This window comes from Psychromicrobium lacuslunae (genome assembly GCF_000950575.1).
GTDB classification, from domain to species: Bacteria; Actinomycetota; Actinomycetes; order Actinomycetales; family Micrococcaceae; genus Renibacterium; species Renibacterium lacuslunae.
Genome location: NZ_CP011005.1, coordinates 1789968 through 1805392, shown reverse-complemented (window position 1 = coordinate 1805392; position 15425 = coordinate 1789968). Strand labels below are relative to the sequence as shown.

Annotated in this window: 9 protein-coding genes; 7 read left to right on the top strand and 2 right to left on the bottom strand. The window is 61.2% G+C overall.

Features of this window, described 5'->3' with window-relative positions:
- Window positions 1-223 precede the first annotated feature (223 nt).
- Genes UM93_RS08360 through UM93_RS08350 form a run of 3 tightly spaced genes read left to right on the top strand, consistent with a single transcriptional unit; the run spans window position 224 to window position 7286 of the window.
- Complete coding sequence (locus UM93_RS08360) at window positions 224-628, top strand: MGMT family protein (protein WP_045074958.1); 405 nt, start codon at window positions 224-226, stop codon at window positions 626-628.
- A complete protein-coding gene (locus UM93_RS08355) occupies window positions 625-3948 on the top strand; it encodes an ATP-dependent helicase (protein ID WP_045074956.1) in 3324 nt (1107 codons plus the stop codon). The genes UM93_RS08360 and UM93_RS08355 overlap by 4 nt, the downstream gene beginning before the upstream one ends.
- Window positions 3945-7286: an ATP-dependent helicase gene (locus UM93_RS08350; protein ID WP_045074954.1), complete on the top strand. Its 3342-nt coding sequence runs from the start codon at window positions 3945-3947 to the stop codon at window positions 7284-7286. Before UM93_RS08355 ends, UM93_RS08350 begins: the two co-directional genes overlap by 4 nt.
- On the opposite strand, the gene UM93_RS08345 is transcribed toward UM93_RS08350, so the two are convergent.
- Window positions 7283-8551, bottom strand: coding sequence for a macrolide 2'-phosphotransferase (locus UM93_RS08345; protein ID WP_045074953.1), 1269 nt, complete (start codon window positions 8549-8551; stop codon window positions 7283-7285). The genes UM93_RS08350 and UM93_RS08345 overlap by 4 nt on opposite strands.
- Window positions 8552-8824: 273 nt before the next feature.
- On the opposite strand from UM93_RS08345, the gene nudC reads away from it, so the two are divergent.
- From nudC to UM93_RS08330, 3 genes are all read left to right on the top strand, one after another.
- Window positions 8825-9841 (top strand): NAD(+) diphosphatase, encoded by a 1017-nt coding sequence (gene nudC, locus UM93_RS08340; protein ID WP_045074952.1) that lies wholly within the window; start codon window positions 8825-8827, stop codon window positions 9839-9841.
- Window positions 9841-12006, top strand: a complete 2166-nt coding sequence (locus UM93_RS08335) for an ATP-dependent DNA helicase UvrD2 (protein WP_045074951.1) — start codon at window positions 9841-9843, stop codon at window positions 12004-12006. The genes nudC and UM93_RS08335 overlap by 1 nt, the downstream gene beginning before the upstream one ends.
- 96 nt (window positions 12007-12102) lie before the next feature.
- Window positions 12103-12678 carry a M48 metallopeptidase family protein gene (locus UM93_RS08330; protein ID WP_045074950.1) on the top strand — a complete coding sequence of 192 codons (576 nt, stop codon included), beginning with the start codon at window positions 12103-12105 and terminating at the stop codon, window positions 12676-12678.
- Here the strand turns inward: UM93_RS08330 and UM93_RS08325 are convergent.
- Entirely contained in the window at window positions 12654-14060 is a 1407-nt protein-coding gene (locus UM93_RS08325; protein WP_045074949.1) for a zinc-dependent metalloprotease, read from the bottom strand. The genes UM93_RS08330 and UM93_RS08325 overlap by 25 nt on opposite strands.
- A gap of 176 nt (window positions 14061-14236) precedes the next feature.
- Here UM93_RS08325 and UM93_RS08320 point away from each other — a divergent pair, with 176 nt between their 5' ends.
- Window positions 14237-15391 (top strand): YlbL family protein, encoded by a 1155-nt coding sequence (locus UM93_RS08320; RefSeq protein WP_234399410.1) that lies wholly within the window; start codon window positions 14237-14239, stop codon window positions 15389-15391.
- The last annotated feature ends 34 nt before the right edge of the window (window positions 15392-15425 follow it).

The following is a 15425-nucleotide window of genomic DNA, read 5'->3' as shown; positions in this document are numbered from 1 at the left end:
ACCCGGCTGTCTCTCCTTCTCTCTGCTGTCCCACCTCCTGCTATCCCACTGAGTGTGGCTGATGATGCAGGAGTTCACCGGCTTCCGTCTCAGCGGTAACGGCGGCATCATTCGATGGGACAACTGGGCGGGCTCGGTGCGGGGCCCTCGGGCGGATAGCGCCTACCACCCTCCCACCCCTCGCGGGCTCGGTGCGGGGCCCTCGGGCGGATAGGCTGGGGGGATGCGGAAAGAGTACTTGGCGGCGGTGCTGGAGCTTACTGCCCTGATTCCGCCGGGCAGCGTACTGGCCTATGGAGATATCGCCGAATTGCTGGGCGATGGTGGTCCCCGTCAAGTGGGCAGTGTGATGTCTCATCATGGTGACGGGGTGGCCTGGTGGCGGGTCTTGAGAGCTAGCGGAGCTCCGCTAGAAGGTCATCAAGAGCGTGCGCTTGAGCAATACCGCAAGGAACGCACCCCATTGCGCGGCAAGACCACCGGTGAAGATGCTTCTTGGAAGGTTGATATGACGCGTGCGCGTTGGCAGCCCAGCGAAGCGGAATGGCAGTTGGTTGATGCGATTGCAGCCAAACTGGAACCCAGATTCCGCAAAGTGTCTGAGCCAGATGAAATAACTAAGCTATGAACGCTTCGCTGCCGACGCTTCGTCTGGTGCCGCCAGCGAAGGATTCCCTCACCACGCCTAGCCCCAGTGCGGACCAGCGAGCGGTCTTGGAACTCTTGCCTGGCAGCGGCCCGCAACTTGTCTGGGGAGCACCAGGGACCGGGAAGTCCACACTGCTGGTGGAAGCTGCAGTGCGCAGCATTGCAGAGCACGGAGTCGAACCGGCCCAGGTCTTGCTGCTCTCACCGAGCAGGCTGGGGGCTGCCCGATTACGTGATGCGCTGAGCGCCAGGTTGCAAGGCACGATGAGCAGTTCGCCATCCCGAACCTGGGCATCCTATGCCTTCGATCTATTGCGACGCGCCCAGCTTGAGGGCGTACTGCCAAGCTCCAACCCGGCACGGCCGCCGCGACTGATCAGCGGACCGGAGCAGGATTTGCTGATCCGGGAGCTCCTGCAAGGGCATCGCGAAGGTTTGGCGATTGGGCCACGATGGCCAGCCGATCTCGATGAGGCTCTGGATACCCGAGGGTTCCGGCAGGAAATCCGGCAGCTCTTTGACCGGGTGATTGACAACGGGTTGTCGCCTGAAGAACTCAGCCAGCTCGGCGAACGAAATGAGCGTCCGGAATGGCAAGCCGCCGCGCAGCTTTACGGTGAATATCGTGACTTGATTGAGCTCAAGGATCTTGGCCAGTTTGATCCGGCCGGGCTGATTAGGGCCGCTAGTGACCTGCTCAGCCAACAGCCAGCCTGGGCCGAGCAGGAACGCGAGAGATTCCAACTGGTGCTGGTGGACGATGCTCAGGAACTTGGCCGGGCTGGTCACGATCTTTTGCGGCAGTTGGTCGCGGGGAAGGATGCGTTATTGGCGGCCTGTCCGGACGTTGTGGTGCAGGGCTTCCGTGGCGCCCGGCCTGATCTGGTTGGTGAAACGCGGGATCTGCTTGAGGCCACGGAGTCGGTACTGAGCAGTTCGCATCGTCTTTCTGCTCCTTTGATTTCGGCCTGGCAACGGGTCGCGGAACGAATCGCGCAGCGCCAAGGTGGTCATAAAGCACGGCAGCTCACACCGCTGGACCAGCGGGAATCTGCTGGCCAGCAGGCTGCCCCGGCGGAAGCCAGTAGGGCAGCTATCACTCCGCCCGTTTCTACTGCCCTGCTCAGCTCTGAGGTGCAGCAGCGTCGCTATCTAGCCGAGCGTATCCTGCATCAACTGGCCGAGGACGGACGGGCACTCAACGATATCGCGGTGATTGTGCGAACCGGCTCCCAGGTGGCAGCCATTCAACGGTATCTGGTGTCGCACGGCATTCCGGTTCGGGTGCCCGTTGCCGAAACTCCAGTTCGTGAAGAGCCAGCCGTACGCCCGCTGATGGCGGCCTATCAGCTCGCGCTTGAGCCGGGTCGGCTCGACGCTGAAAGCGCTGTTGAGTTACTGAGCTCGCGAATCGGCGGCATGAGTTCGGTGCAGATCCGTCGACTACGGCAGGCGCTGCGAGTCGAAGAATTAGCAGCCGGCGGCGGCCGAAGTAGCGACGAGCTGCTGGTTGAAGCGATGCAACGCCCTGCCCAGCTGGCCAGTCTGGGCCTTGATGGGCGTGCGGCCGCCCGGATGGCCAAAGTCTTACAAGCAGGTCAGCAGGCGTTGGCCGAACCTGCGGCTAATCCACAGAGCGTGCTGTGGGCGCTATGGGAGGCGACCGGGCTGAGCGAAGAATGGGCTGCGGCGGCTCTGCGGGAGGACGCCTTGGGGATCCGTGCCGATCGCGATCTGGACGCCATGATGGCGCTCTTCCAAGCTGCTGAACGGTATGTTGATCAGGCGCCAGCAGCCGGGCCTGCGGTATTTCTGGAGTATCTGCTCGGTCAAGAATTGCCGATGGACACGCTCGCCGCTCGCGCTCAAACCGGCGAGGCCGTCGAGGTGCTGACCCCGGCTAGCGCCGCGGGCAGGCAATGGCCGGTGGTGATGGTCGCTGGGCTGCAAGAAGGGGTCTGGCCGAATAATCGCCTGCGCGGCGAACTCTTGGGCAGCCAGTACCTGGTCGAGGTGCTGGAACTGGGCAGCTCGGGCGCCAAACAGCTCACCGCCACCGAACGAATGCGGGATATCCGTTATGACGAGTTGCGTAGCTTCTCGGCAGCAATTTCCCGGGCTTCGGAGGTGCTCATCTGCACCGCTGTCAGCTCCGAGGACGAGCAGCCGTCAAGCTTCCTGGACATGGTGGATCCATGGCAGCCCACTGAAACTCAGCTCAGCAGACCGCTCACCGAGGTGCGGCGACCGAAAAACCTCAGATCACTGGTGGCCGAACTGCGACAGTCGAATGAAAGCGATCAGGACGCCATCGAAGCAGCCCAGATCCTAGCCGCGCTGGCTAACGAAGGGATAGCTGGGGCAGCGCCGGAGAATTGGTGGGGACTGGCCCCTTTGAGCTCAACCCAGCCGATCTTGCCGGAGGACGCGGTGGTACCGGTTTCGCCTTCAAAAATTGAGGCAGTCCTGAACTCACCGTTCAATTGGTTCATCCAGGCAGCCGGCGGTGAAGCCGAGCAGGACTTAGCCCGTAGCCTGGGCACCCTGATCCACAGCATTGCTCAAGATTTGCCCGCGGCAACGCAATCCGAATACCTCGCTGAGCTGGAAAAACGCTGGCCTAGCCTGGGCTTGCGGGCGAACTGGCAGGAAAAGCTGGATAAGAGACGAGCGGAAAAAATGCTGGGCAAGCTCTCCAGTTACCTGATTGCGAGCAGTGCCGAGGGCCGTTCGCTGCTAGCTGTGGAGAAAGGGTTCGGAGTGGAGATCGCCGGTCCTCGGACGGCGGCTCTGAAGGGTAAGGTTGATCGTCTCGAAATCGACGCCCAGGGCCGCTTGGTGATCATTGATCTGAAAACCGGTTCGCGAAAGCCGAAGGCCGACGAAGTGGCTCAACACCCTCAGCTAGGCGCATATCAGGTGGCGGCGGCAGCCGGCGCATTCGAGCAAATGAGCGCCGCTGTCGACCATCAGCCCGAGGGCGAAGTCGATGATGACTCCACTCGGCAGGGTGAACAACCAGTTTCAGAATCAGCTTCAGGGCCAGCTTCTGAGACGTCTCAGCTACCTGGTGGCGCAGCTTTGGTTCAACTTGGTGGCAGCACCGTCGGAGTGTCGGTACAAGAACAAGAGGCACTGAGCGCCGACGAGGATTGGGCGACTCCTTTGGTGCAGCAGGCTGCGCTGCTGATGTCCGCAGCTGAGTTTCAGGCGGTCCATGACCCGCAGCGTGATGGAGGTCGAGGTTGTCCGTTCCCCGAGGTGTGCCCGCTCTGCCAGGGCCGGCAGGTGACCGAATGAGCCAGGGCGAGACGCGGCAACCCACCGTTGAACAGCGAGCCATCATCGAAGCGCCGCTTGAGCCGATGCTGGTGATCGCCGGGGCGGGTTCGGGGAAAACCACCACAATGGCTGACCGGGTGGTGCATTTGGTGGCGAATGGCTTGGCTCGTCCGGAGGAGATTCTCGGTGTCACTTTCACCCGTAAAGCAGCGGGAGAACTGGCCGCTCGGGTGCGTCTGCAACTGCAAAGTCTTGCCGGAAATACCGGAACGGCATTCGAACTAGAGCCGGAAATCTCGACCTATCACTCCTACGCCAAGGGAATAGTCGGCGACTACGGTCTCCGGCTCGGCGTGGAAAAGGATGCTGTGGTGCTTGGCCCGGCCCAGTGCTGGCAATTGGCCAGCCAGCTGGTCGAGGCTTATGACGGCGAACTGAGTGACAGCTTTGACGGTGCCGCCTCAACCCTGGTTCAGGCGGTGATGTCGCTGGCTGCCGAATGCTCTGAGCATCTGCGTGAGCCAGCCGAAGTAGCGGAACTGCTGGATGGTCTGGCCAGCCGCTTCGAGGCGCTGCCTTATCTGGAGGGCAGCTCGAAAGCCAGCTCGGTGGCGGCCCGGAACCTGCGGGCGATGTTCCGAACCCGCGCCAGGGTAGCCGATTTGGTGGCCCAGTATCAGCTCGCCAAGCGGCGTCGGAATGCTTTGGACTACGGTGATTTGGTGGCCTTGGCAGCGGCTATTGCCGAGCAGATGCCAAGCGCTAAGCAGCAGGAACGTGAACGGCACAAGGTTGTTCTGCTTGACGAGTTCCAGGACACCTCACACGCCCAGCTGAGCCTTTTCGCGGCGCTCTACGATCAGGCCCATCCGGTCACCGCGGTGGGCGATCCGCATCAGTCGATTTACGGCTTCCGCGGTGCCTCGGCCGGTCAGCTGTTCCGGTTCCCGCAGGTCTTCCGGCGCGCTGATGGTAGCCCAGCCCACACCGTCGCACTCACTGTGGCCTGGCGTAACTCGTTACAGGTACTGGACGCCGCCAACGTGATGTCGGCTGAGTTGAACCGTCGAGCCGCCCAGCAACACACCGGTTCAAGCGTGCCGTTGAAGCCTTTGCAGCCACGGCCAGCTGCACCGCAGGGGACCGTGGAGTTGGCTCGGTTCGGTACCGAGGCTGAAGAGGCAGAAGCGATAGCCGAGCGAATATTGCAGCGTCGAGCTAAGCCAGCTGGCAGTAATTCCGAAGCCCACGGGAAAGCCGAGAGGACGCTAGAACAAAGCAGCATCGCGGTGCTCTGCCGACGCCGTAGCCAATTCAGTAGCCTGCAACAAGCTTTCGAAGCGCGCGGAATTGACTATGTTGTGCTCGGTCTTGGTGGTTTGCTGGCCACCCCGGAGGTGATCGACGTGGTCGCCACGCTACAGGTGCTGGTTGATCCTGGTCGCTCCGATTCGCTCATGCGGTTGCTCAGCGGTGCCCGCTGGCGGATTGGCCCGAGCGATCTGATGGCCTTAGCTGACTGGGCCAAATATCTAGCTCAGCGACATCAGCAGGCAGCGAACTCCGCGACTGTTAGAGACAACGGAGGCGACGGTGACCACAGCGACCAGGTGATCGCTCAGGATAGCGTCGATTCGGCCAGCCTGATCGAGGCGCTTGACGCGCTGGACCCGGTGTTCTGGCCAGCATCGGCGCGCGAACTAAGCGTTGAGGGACGGCGCCGAATGCTGCTGCTACGGGACGAATTGCGTTCTCTGCGCAGCTTGGTCGGTGAAGACCTGCTGAGCTTGATCAGCGAGGTGGAGCGGACTATGTTGCTGGATATTGAGCTGGCGGCTCGTCCGGGCACTAGCTATCATCGGGCTCGGCATCACCTCGATGCCTTTGCCGATGCCGCCGCAGGCTTCTTGCAGAGCGCAGAGGACGTTCAGCTGTTAGCTTTTCTGTCCTGGCTGAGGACAGCCGAGCAGCAGGAACGTGGTCTTGAATTGCTCTCGCTTGAGACTGACTCGACGGCAGTTCAACTGCTTACCGTGCATGCCGCCAAGGGACTGGAATGGGACGAGGTTTACGTGCCAGGGCTAGCCACCGGCACCTTCCCGAGCGCCCGGGTGGACCGCTGGAGTAAACGAAGCCACTCCTTACCATGGCCGCTCAGGGGCGACGTCGCCGACCTGCCGGTCTGGGATGTCAGCGGGGGAGATCAGAAGTCCTGGCTGGACGCGGAGCAGATCTTCGCCGATGAGGTGCGGGTGCACAGCGAGGACGAGGAGCGCCGGCTGGCTTATGTCGCCTATACCCGGGCCCGAAACTTTTTGATGGTGAGCAGCTCAAAGTGGGCTGGCACGGCGCTCAAGCCGCGTGAGGTATCACCGTTTCTTGCAGAGCTCCTCGGCGAGTTGCCCGGTACCCAGCCTGCTTCGGAGCTCAGCTCGACGGACGTCGCAACCTCGCCCCAGTCGCACTGGCCACAGGACGACGAATTACCAGAGCACAATCCGGACCTTGATCTCAAAATGACTGCTGAGTGGCCTTATGACCCGCTGCAGGGCCCGACTATCAGCGCAGGGGACCAGATCAAGCTCGGCAGCACTCAGCGACGCACCGCCCTGGAAGCAGCGGCAGCGCGAGTGCAGCAGGCCAGGCTGGCGCTGCCAGCCGATCTCTGGCAGCGCAGTGCCCGCTGGGGAGAGGAAGCGCGAGGACTCTTGGACCGACGGAAAGTCGTCAAAGACGTTCTGGAGGTTGAAATCCCGGCACACCTATCGGCCTCCACTCTGGTCGAGCTGAAGGCCGATAGCGCCGCAGTGATCAAGCAGATCCGACGCCCGGTACCGCGTAAACCTGGCAGCGCGGCTCGTAAGGGCACCGCCTTTCACTCCTGGGTTGAACAGTTCTATGGTGCGGCCGGTCAGCTCGAACTTGGGGACTTCTTGGCAGCTGCTGATGATTTTGTTGAAGACAGCTATCGATTGGAAGATCTCAAGGAGAACTTCGCCGCTTCGGAGTGGGCCGATCAGCAACCGGCGTTTGTTGAGGTGCCGATTGAAACCCAAGTCGCTGGAATCGTAGTGCGGGGTCGCGTCGATGCTGTTTTCCAGCACAGCGAGCAGCAAGAAAGCTACTGGGAACTGGTGGATTGGAAAACCGGCAGGGTACCGAATACGGCAGAACTCTCGACCCGAGCGGTTCAGCTGGCCATCTATCGGCTAGCCTGGTCGCGGCTCAAAAAAGTGCCTTTAGAAACGGTGCGCGCGACCTTCTACTACGTGGCCGAGAATAAGAGCATTCGGCTCAATGAACTGGCCGATGAGCAGCAACTCGAGAAAATCATTACCGAGGCATATCGCCGCTAGACGCTCTGCTTCGGCGGCACCACCTGCAAGGCCGTGGTGTCGGTGTCGTCAGCGTGCCGTTGCTCCTCAGCAGCGTGATCTTCAGAGGGAGTATGAGCAGCCTGAGCCGTCGGGGCGCTTTCATCTCTAGCAGCGTCATTGTCAGCGATCGATTCGCTTGACCCGGAGTCTGCTGCCGGGTTCGAGGCTGAGGGCTGCTCAGGAATCACGTCCACGGTGACCTTGGCGCTATTTGAGGCCGTATCGGAGCCAGCATCCGGGTCAGGATCGGAGTCAGCCGAATCGGATTCAGTCCGTCCTTCGCCAGAGGCGATGAGCACCACGGGCTCTTCGACACTAATCGGCTGCCCGCCGTACTGGGCAATATCGGACTCTAAGGTATGTAGCATTTGCTCCGCCTCGGCCACCATCTGCGCATCGCCGGCGGCCTGGCCACGCACCAGCCACTGAGCCAAAGCGAACTCCGCGGAGAGCGCGGCACGCCTCTGCAGATGTTGATCAGGCACTTCTCGACGTGCTTCGGCGTAACTCTGTTGCACCGCGGCAACGAAGTCCTGATGATCCACGGCGGTGAGCCAGGCGAAGTCATCGGCCGGATCACCAACTCGGAGGTCGGTCCAGCCGGTCACTGCAATCAGCCGGGACTGATCCATCAAAATATTGTCTTCATGTAGATCGCCATGAACCACGCTGGGGTTGAACCGCCACAGGCTGACGTCCTCCAAAGCATGCTCCCAACGCCGCAGCAGCGCCGCCGGAATCTTCCCGGTGGTGGCAGCTTGATCGAGCTCGTTCAACTTACGCTGCCGGAACTCGTTTGCCGAGTAGCTGGGCAGATCCGCTCCCTGCACCAAGTCAATCGGCAAATCGTGAATCGCTGCCATCGCGGTGCCGATCTCTTTGGCCACAGCGGTGCCACCGGAAACCAGCTCCTCAACGGAGGCCACTCGCCCGGCCAGATGAGAGTACACAAAAGTAGTCAGCTCGCCGATGCGTACCGTACCGGCGACCGTGGGCAGCAGGAAGGGCAGTTCAGTGCGGACGGCTGGGGAGAAGGCACGTAGCACTTGTAGCTCGGTCTCCAGCCGGGTGCTTGCCTCGAGGTGTCTTGGTGCACGTACTCGCCAACGCTTACGCTCGGCATCCAGCAGCACTGCAGAGTCGAAGTCTGCGGCGTCATCCGGTTCGTAAGCGGCGGCAGTGGGGGTCAGCCCGGGCACAGCTGCGCTAGCGACGGCGGCAAGTTCCATAGGTGTACGTCTCACCTTTCCACCGTAAGGCGAGCTACCGGAATCGTAGAGCGCTGGCCCGGCGAGTCGCCTGAACCGAGCAATTTGGGGGCTATTTCAGTCCGCTTCAGTTCAAAGCTGAAATAGCTGGCTGGGCTCGCGAGACTTGGCCAAGGTGATGTGAACTCGATTTCAACTAGGTTTCAGCAAGGCAGCGACTAATGCCGGGCGGCCCGAGTTCGTGTCGGGTTATACCCAAGCGGCGGCGATGGAATGTGAAATGTCGGTTGAAATCAGTACGGTAGGACTATGACCCGCACTGAGGCATTGTCCTGGCAGCAATCCATGATCGACCGGGGGAGCGAACGCCGTCAGAATCCTGATTTCCTAGCCTCGCTCGGGGTGAGCAGCGCTACTCTTGCCGGTGGTTTAGCCGGGGCGGAGTCATCCGAGTCAGCAGCAACTGAAGCTTCGACGGACAAGCCGAAGTCAACCGCGAAAGTTCTTGCCTTGAGAGCCGGTAAAACACTGGTTTCACCAGGTGGCTTGATCTATCTGCCGGTGAGTGTCACCGAACAGTCTGGGTTCGCTGTCTATCTCGGCCGCACCCTCGGCGAGGCCGGGCTAGAAGAAGGCACTGAGTTGCTCACAGTGGAATTGGCCGAGGAGTTCAGCCTTGAGGAATTCGATCTGCCGGCCGACACGCAATGGCAGGGGGTCCGGCAGCTCGCGGCCGAGCTGAGCATTGCAGAAAGTCAGTACCTTATTGAAGCCAATGCCATCCTGAATTGGCATCGTGTACACACGCATTGTCCGCGTTGTGGCAGCCCCACGGAAGTCATCGCCTCCGGCTGGGTACGACGTTGTCCGCAGGACGGTTCCGAACATTTTCCGCGCACCGATCCGGCAATTATTGTCGCAGTGGTGGGCAAAGGCGGCAAGCTATTGCTCGGCGGGGGCGCGGGCTGGGAGGAACACCGTTATTCGACCCTGGCGGGCTTTGTTGAGCCCGGCGAGTCACTTGAACAGGCAGTGCTGCGCGAGATCGCCGAAGAGGTCGGTGTACGGATTCAATCGGTGCAGTATTTAGGTTCCCAGGCCTGGCCATTTCCGGCCTCCTTGATGCTCGGCTTTATTGCTTTCACTGACGACGAAGTGGCGAAGCCAGATGGTGTGGAAGTGGTCCGAGCACGTTGGTTCAGCAAAGCCGAATTACTGAGCGCGGTGAACAGCGGGGAAGTGATTATCTCGCACCGGGTGTCAATTGCGCGGGCCCTGATTGAGCATTGGTACGGCGAACGTATTGAGGATGTGCCACAGCGGTAATGGCAGAGATAAGTCAGCAAGACTTGAGGCCCGGCACCGAACTGAGTCTTGAAGAACGAGTGCTTTCCGGGCTGGATGAAGAGCAGCGTCTGGTGGCTAGTACCTTGACCGGACCATTGTGCGTGCTGGCCGGGGCTGGCACCGGTAAAACTCGGGCGATCACGCATCGCATTGCCTATGGCGTGCACAGCGGTGTCTACCAGCCGCAGCGACTGCTTGCGGTGACCTTTACCGCTCGAGCGGCCGCCGAGATGCGCAGTCGGCTCCGTGACCTGGGTGTCGGCTCCGTGCAGGCGCGAACTTTTCATGCCGCAGCGCTGCGGCAACTGCAATTCTTCTGGCCGCAGGCAATCGGCGGCGAGCTGCCCCAGCTCTTAGAACACAAAGCTGCGATCATTGCCGAATCAGCCCGCAGGTTGCGGCTCAGCACCGACCGGGCAACGGTACGGGATCTAGCGGCGGAGGTGGAATGGGCCAAGGTATCAATGCTGACGCCGGAGACGTATCTGGAACATGCACAGGGTCGGGGGACCCCAGGTGGCTTTGATCTGCTCACCATGTCACGGGTTTTCCAGTCCTATGAAGACGTCAAAACGGATCGAAACCTCATTGACTTTGAGGACGTACTGCTGATCACGGTCGGCATTTTGCAGGAAGACGATAGGGTCGCGGCTACCGTTCGTGAGCAGTATCGGCACTTTGTGGTTGACGAATATCAGGATGTTTCACCGCTACAGCAACGCTTGCTTGAGTTATGGCTGGGAGGACGCGAGGAACTCTGCGTGGTGGGTGATGCCTCGCAGACGATTTACTCCTTTACCGGGGCGAGCGCTCGGCACCTACTCGACTTCGGCCGGCGCTACCCCAACGCCCAATTGGTGAAGCTGGTGCGTGACTATCGATCTACCCCGCAGGTGGTGCAGCTGGCCAATAACCTACTGGCAGCCCGTCGTCCAGCGGGTCGGCAGGCCGATGCGGCGTGGTCACAACCCCTGCAATTGGTGGCACAACGGCCCGCTGGTCCGGCACCGAGCTTCGTGGAGTGCAGTGATGACGAGGCAGAGGCCGCAGCGATAGCCAAGGGGATCGGGGCGCTGATCGAGGCCGGAACGCAGCCAGCGCAGATTGCCGTGCTGTTCCGCACCAACGGTCAATCCGAGGCCTATGAACAAGCGCTGAGTGCTGCCGGAATCGGCTATCAGCTCCGCGGCGGCGAACGTTTCTTCGCACGCAAAGAAGTGCGCGATGCGATTTTGTCGTTACGAGCCGCCTCCCGGGCCGATCAGACCTCGGATCATGACGATCAACCCGCTGTTGCACTGGCACAGCAGGTCCGGGACGTGCTCGCCAGTATCGGTTTCACCGAGCAAGCCCCGGCCGGTGGTGGCGCGGTGCGTGAACGTTGGGAATCGCTGGCGGCCTTGGTTGCCTTGGCAGATGAATTGGTGGTGAGCAGGGGAGCGGAGTTCCGGCTGGCGGATTTTGTCGCTGAATTGCAAGAACGCTCAGCCGTGCAGCATGCTCCGACGGTGCAAGGCGTCACCCTAGCTTCCCTTCATTCGGCGAAGGGCTTGGAGTGGGATGCGGTTTTCCTGGTTGGGCTCAGTGAAGGGCTAATGCCGATCAGCTTCGCTGATACTGCGGAAGCGGTGGATGAGGAACGCCGGTTACTCTATGTCGGGATCACTCGGGCCCGCGAGTTCCTCTCGCTCAGCTGGTCGCTATCCCGGACGCCCGGCGGGCGGGCGAACCGAAAACCCTCAAGGTTTCTAGACGGGCTTCGTCCGCAGAGTGCGGTGTCGCGGGGCGCTGCCAGTCAGTCACCTCGCCGACAGCGCGCAGTCGCTAAGCCGCCCGCGCTCTGCCGGGTCTGCGGTAAAGCGCTGAGCAGTGGTGCAGAACGCAAAATCGGCCGTTGCGCGGAATGCCCGCCAAGCTACCAGGAAGCCACCTTCGAGGCACTGCGTCAATGGCGTCTTGAGGAAGCGCGTAGCGCGCAGTTGCCAGCCTTCATGATCTTCACCGATGCGACCCTGGTGGCGGTGGCGGAGAGTGAACCAGCCTCACTCGAAGAACTTTCGGCGGTCGCCGGTGTCGGTCCGTCCAAACTGGAGCGTTACGGTGCTGCGGTGCTGCAGGTGATGAGTGATCAGCAACAAGCCTGAGCCGGTCCGGTTTGGCTGGCTGAATACTTAGCTGGCCAGCTAGCTTGAGTGTTCGCTGCCTTGGCCGCTAGCGAAACAGCGAAGTAGGCTCGGAGGGTGCCTGAAGATATTGCCACCGGTCTAACCACCCAGGACGGTCGACCGGTGTATGTCCGTCGTTCCGCTCGCCGCCGCCGCACCGTGAGTGCTTTTTGGGAAGACGGCCGGGCAGTGGTTGCGGTGCCGGCCAGTTTCTCCGCCCGTCAGGAACGTGACTGGGTGGCAAAAATGGTGCTGCGACTGCAATCTCAGCGCGGCGGGAAGCGGCCAGCGCGCAGCGATCAAGAACTTCTTGAGCGCAGCCTGGAGTTATCGAAGAAGTACCTTGGTAACCGGCCCCAGCCCAGTTCGGTGCGCTGGGTCAGCAATCAGCGCAGCCGCTGGGGATCGGCCACACCGGCTGATGGCAGCATTAGAATTTCAGTGCAACTACGAGGCATGCCGCAATGGGTGGTTGACTATGTGCTGCTGCATGAGCTCACTCATTTGCTGGTTGCCTCGCATAGCCCGGAATTCTGGCGGGAACTCGAAAGCTACCCCGATACGGAACGTGCTAAAGCTTTCCTCGAAGGGGTGAGCTTCGCCAGCACGCGCGGCCTGAGCGGAGACTACTTAGCCTCTGGTGAAGCCTGATCGTCGGGGGACTCCCCGTCTTCTTGAGAAGTACCCTCAGCTGACTCTGATGGTGAGTCGTAACCACCGTCGAGCAAGCGCTCCAAGGCTTCATCGACCGCTGAATCCGAAGCCGCAGCCTGATCGCGGCGCTCGCTGAAACCGGTTGGATCGTCAAGGTCCTCGGCCGTTGGCAGTAGATCGGGGTGTTGCCAGATTGCGTCGCGACCAGAGACGCCACGCTGCTCCTTGAGTGCAGCCCAGAGCGCAGCGGCCTCGCGCAGCCGTCGCGGGCGTAATTCCAGACCGACCAAGGAGCCGAAGGCATGCTCAGCCGGGCCACCGGTTGCCCGGCGTCGGCGTACTGTTTCCCGCAATGCCGCAGCAGAAGGCAGTTGCGCCGCCGCCTCGAAAGTCAGTTCGTCAACCCAGCCTTCAACAAGAGCCAGCGCGGTTTCCAACTTGGCCAGCGCGGCATCCTGCGCGGGCGTGCGCTGCGGCATAAAGACACCCTGGGACAGTGCCTCGCGAATCCGTTCCGGATCGGAGGGATCCAGATCGCGGGCAAGCTCCTCGATTCGTGAGGTGTCGATGTGAATACCGCGGGCGTAGGCTTCGATGGCGCCGAGCAGATGACCGCGTAGCCACGGCACCTGCACGAAGAGCCGGGCGTGGGCGGCCTCTCGCAGTGCCAGGAAGAGCCGGACTTCGTTCTCCGGGATGTCTAACCCCTCGCCGAAGGCGCTCACATTAGCGGGTAAGAGTGCCATCTGCAGATCGGCCAGCGGAACGCCGATATCAGTTGAGGAGACGACTTCCTTAGCCAAGGCACCCACCGCTTGGCCCAATTGCATGCCGAATAATGCGCCACCCATATTCTGCAGCGCTGAGGCAGCACCGCCCATCATGGACTTCATCTCCTCCGGCATTTGCTCTTGCAGAGTAGTGGAAAGGGCCAGCGCAATGCTGTTCGCCACTGGCTCTGTTAGCCGCTTCCAGGTGCCCAAGGTTTCTTCTACCCATTCAGCACGAGACCAGGCTTTGCCGATCAGACCGGTGCTCGGTAGCTCGGTGACCGGGTCGAGCCACAACTCCGCCAACCGCAGTGCCTCGTCCACCTCGCGGTTCTGGGCCGGGGTGATTGACGGATCGCCGCCGGCCGCGGCTTGCCGGGCGTTGTCATGCGCGAGCTGCCAGTTGACCGGTCCTTCGGAGGAAGAATTCATCATGGTCTGGAACTGCGCGAACATCTGCTGCAACACGTTCGGATCATTCGGCAGGCCGGCGGCCTTGGCAAGGGCTGCCGCATCGATACCTTCGATGCCCTGGCCGCCCATTAGCTGAGCCAGGATTTCCTGTAAGGGATCCTGCTCGTCGTCATTTTTGGCTGGTTCGTTGGTCATCGCGAATCCTCGGCTGGGCTCGGTTGTGAAACTTGTTCCTTTCAAGCTACCTTTGACGGCGTCCGTTGTCTGCGCCAAAACCCCTTCGTTCGCTCTAGGCCAAGACGCTCGGGCACTGATGCACAGCCAGAGCACGTAGGCTAGAGGGGAAGAACAGCCGTTGCCAAGGAGCCGAATTGAGTCAGGCGTACCCCGGAAGCCCGGGGCCAGAAAGCCCGCCGATGCCGGGCGGGTATCTCGACTACCAGCCGCCAGCAGTACAACGCCCCCGAGATGGTCGCTTTACCGCGATGGCGGTTTCGGGCGTGCTGGCCTTGCTGCTGGCTGTGCTTGCGGTGGTGTTGCCGGCCCCTTATGTGGTGGAATCCGCCGGGCCGACGCTCAATACCTTGGGCAGTGAAAACGGCAAGCAGATCATCTCGATCAACGGACATCAAAGCTATCCGGCCAAAGGACAACTCGACTTGGTCACCGTTTACCTCAATGGTGGCCCGCAGAACCAGATCAACCTTTTTGAGGCCTATCGATCCTGGCTGGATCCGCAGCAGGCCGTTTATCCGGTGGAACTGATCTACCCGCCGACCGCGACTAAGGACCAAATTAACGAGCAGAATGCTGCCGATATGGTCAGTTCGCAGGATAAAGCCACCGCAGCGGCGCTGAGCCAGCAAAAGATCGCATATCAGCAGCAGCTTTTTGTCGGTTCGATTCCTGCGGGCTCGGCTTCGGCGGGAAAACTGCAAGCCGGTGATGCGCTGCAAACCGTGAACGGCCAGAAAATCGTTGATCAGGGCACTTTGCAGCAGGTCTTAGCCGCCGGTAAGGGCGCCGCGGTGAAGATCGGGGTGCTGCGCGATGGCAAATCCGCGGAAGTGACAGTCACTCCGCAGCTCAGTAATGGCCGGTATTTGCTGGGTATTTTGCTGAACTACAAGTACAGCTTCCCTTTTGAAGTGAAGATCGCCCTGGAAAATATTGGCGGCCCGAGCGCCGGAATGATGTTTGCCTTGGGCATCATCGACACTTTAACTCCGGGAGACCTCACCGGTGGTAAGCACTTTGCGGGCACCGGCACTATCGATGCGGCTGGCAACGTCGGGGCCATCGGAGGGATCCCGCAGAAGATGATCGGCGCAAAGGGAGCCGGCGCCTCGGTGTTCCTCGCCCCTGAAGCAAACTGCGACGAAGTCGTGGGGCACGTTCCCGAGGGGCTCCAAGTGGTCAAGGTCAAGACCTTGCAAGAAGCTTATGACGCGGTCAGCTTAATCGGCAGCGGAAAAGACGGTTCCGCGCTGCCGACCTGCACGGCGGGAAACGCGGCAGGAAAATAGCCAATGGAACCGGACACCACCGCCATTCGTGGCT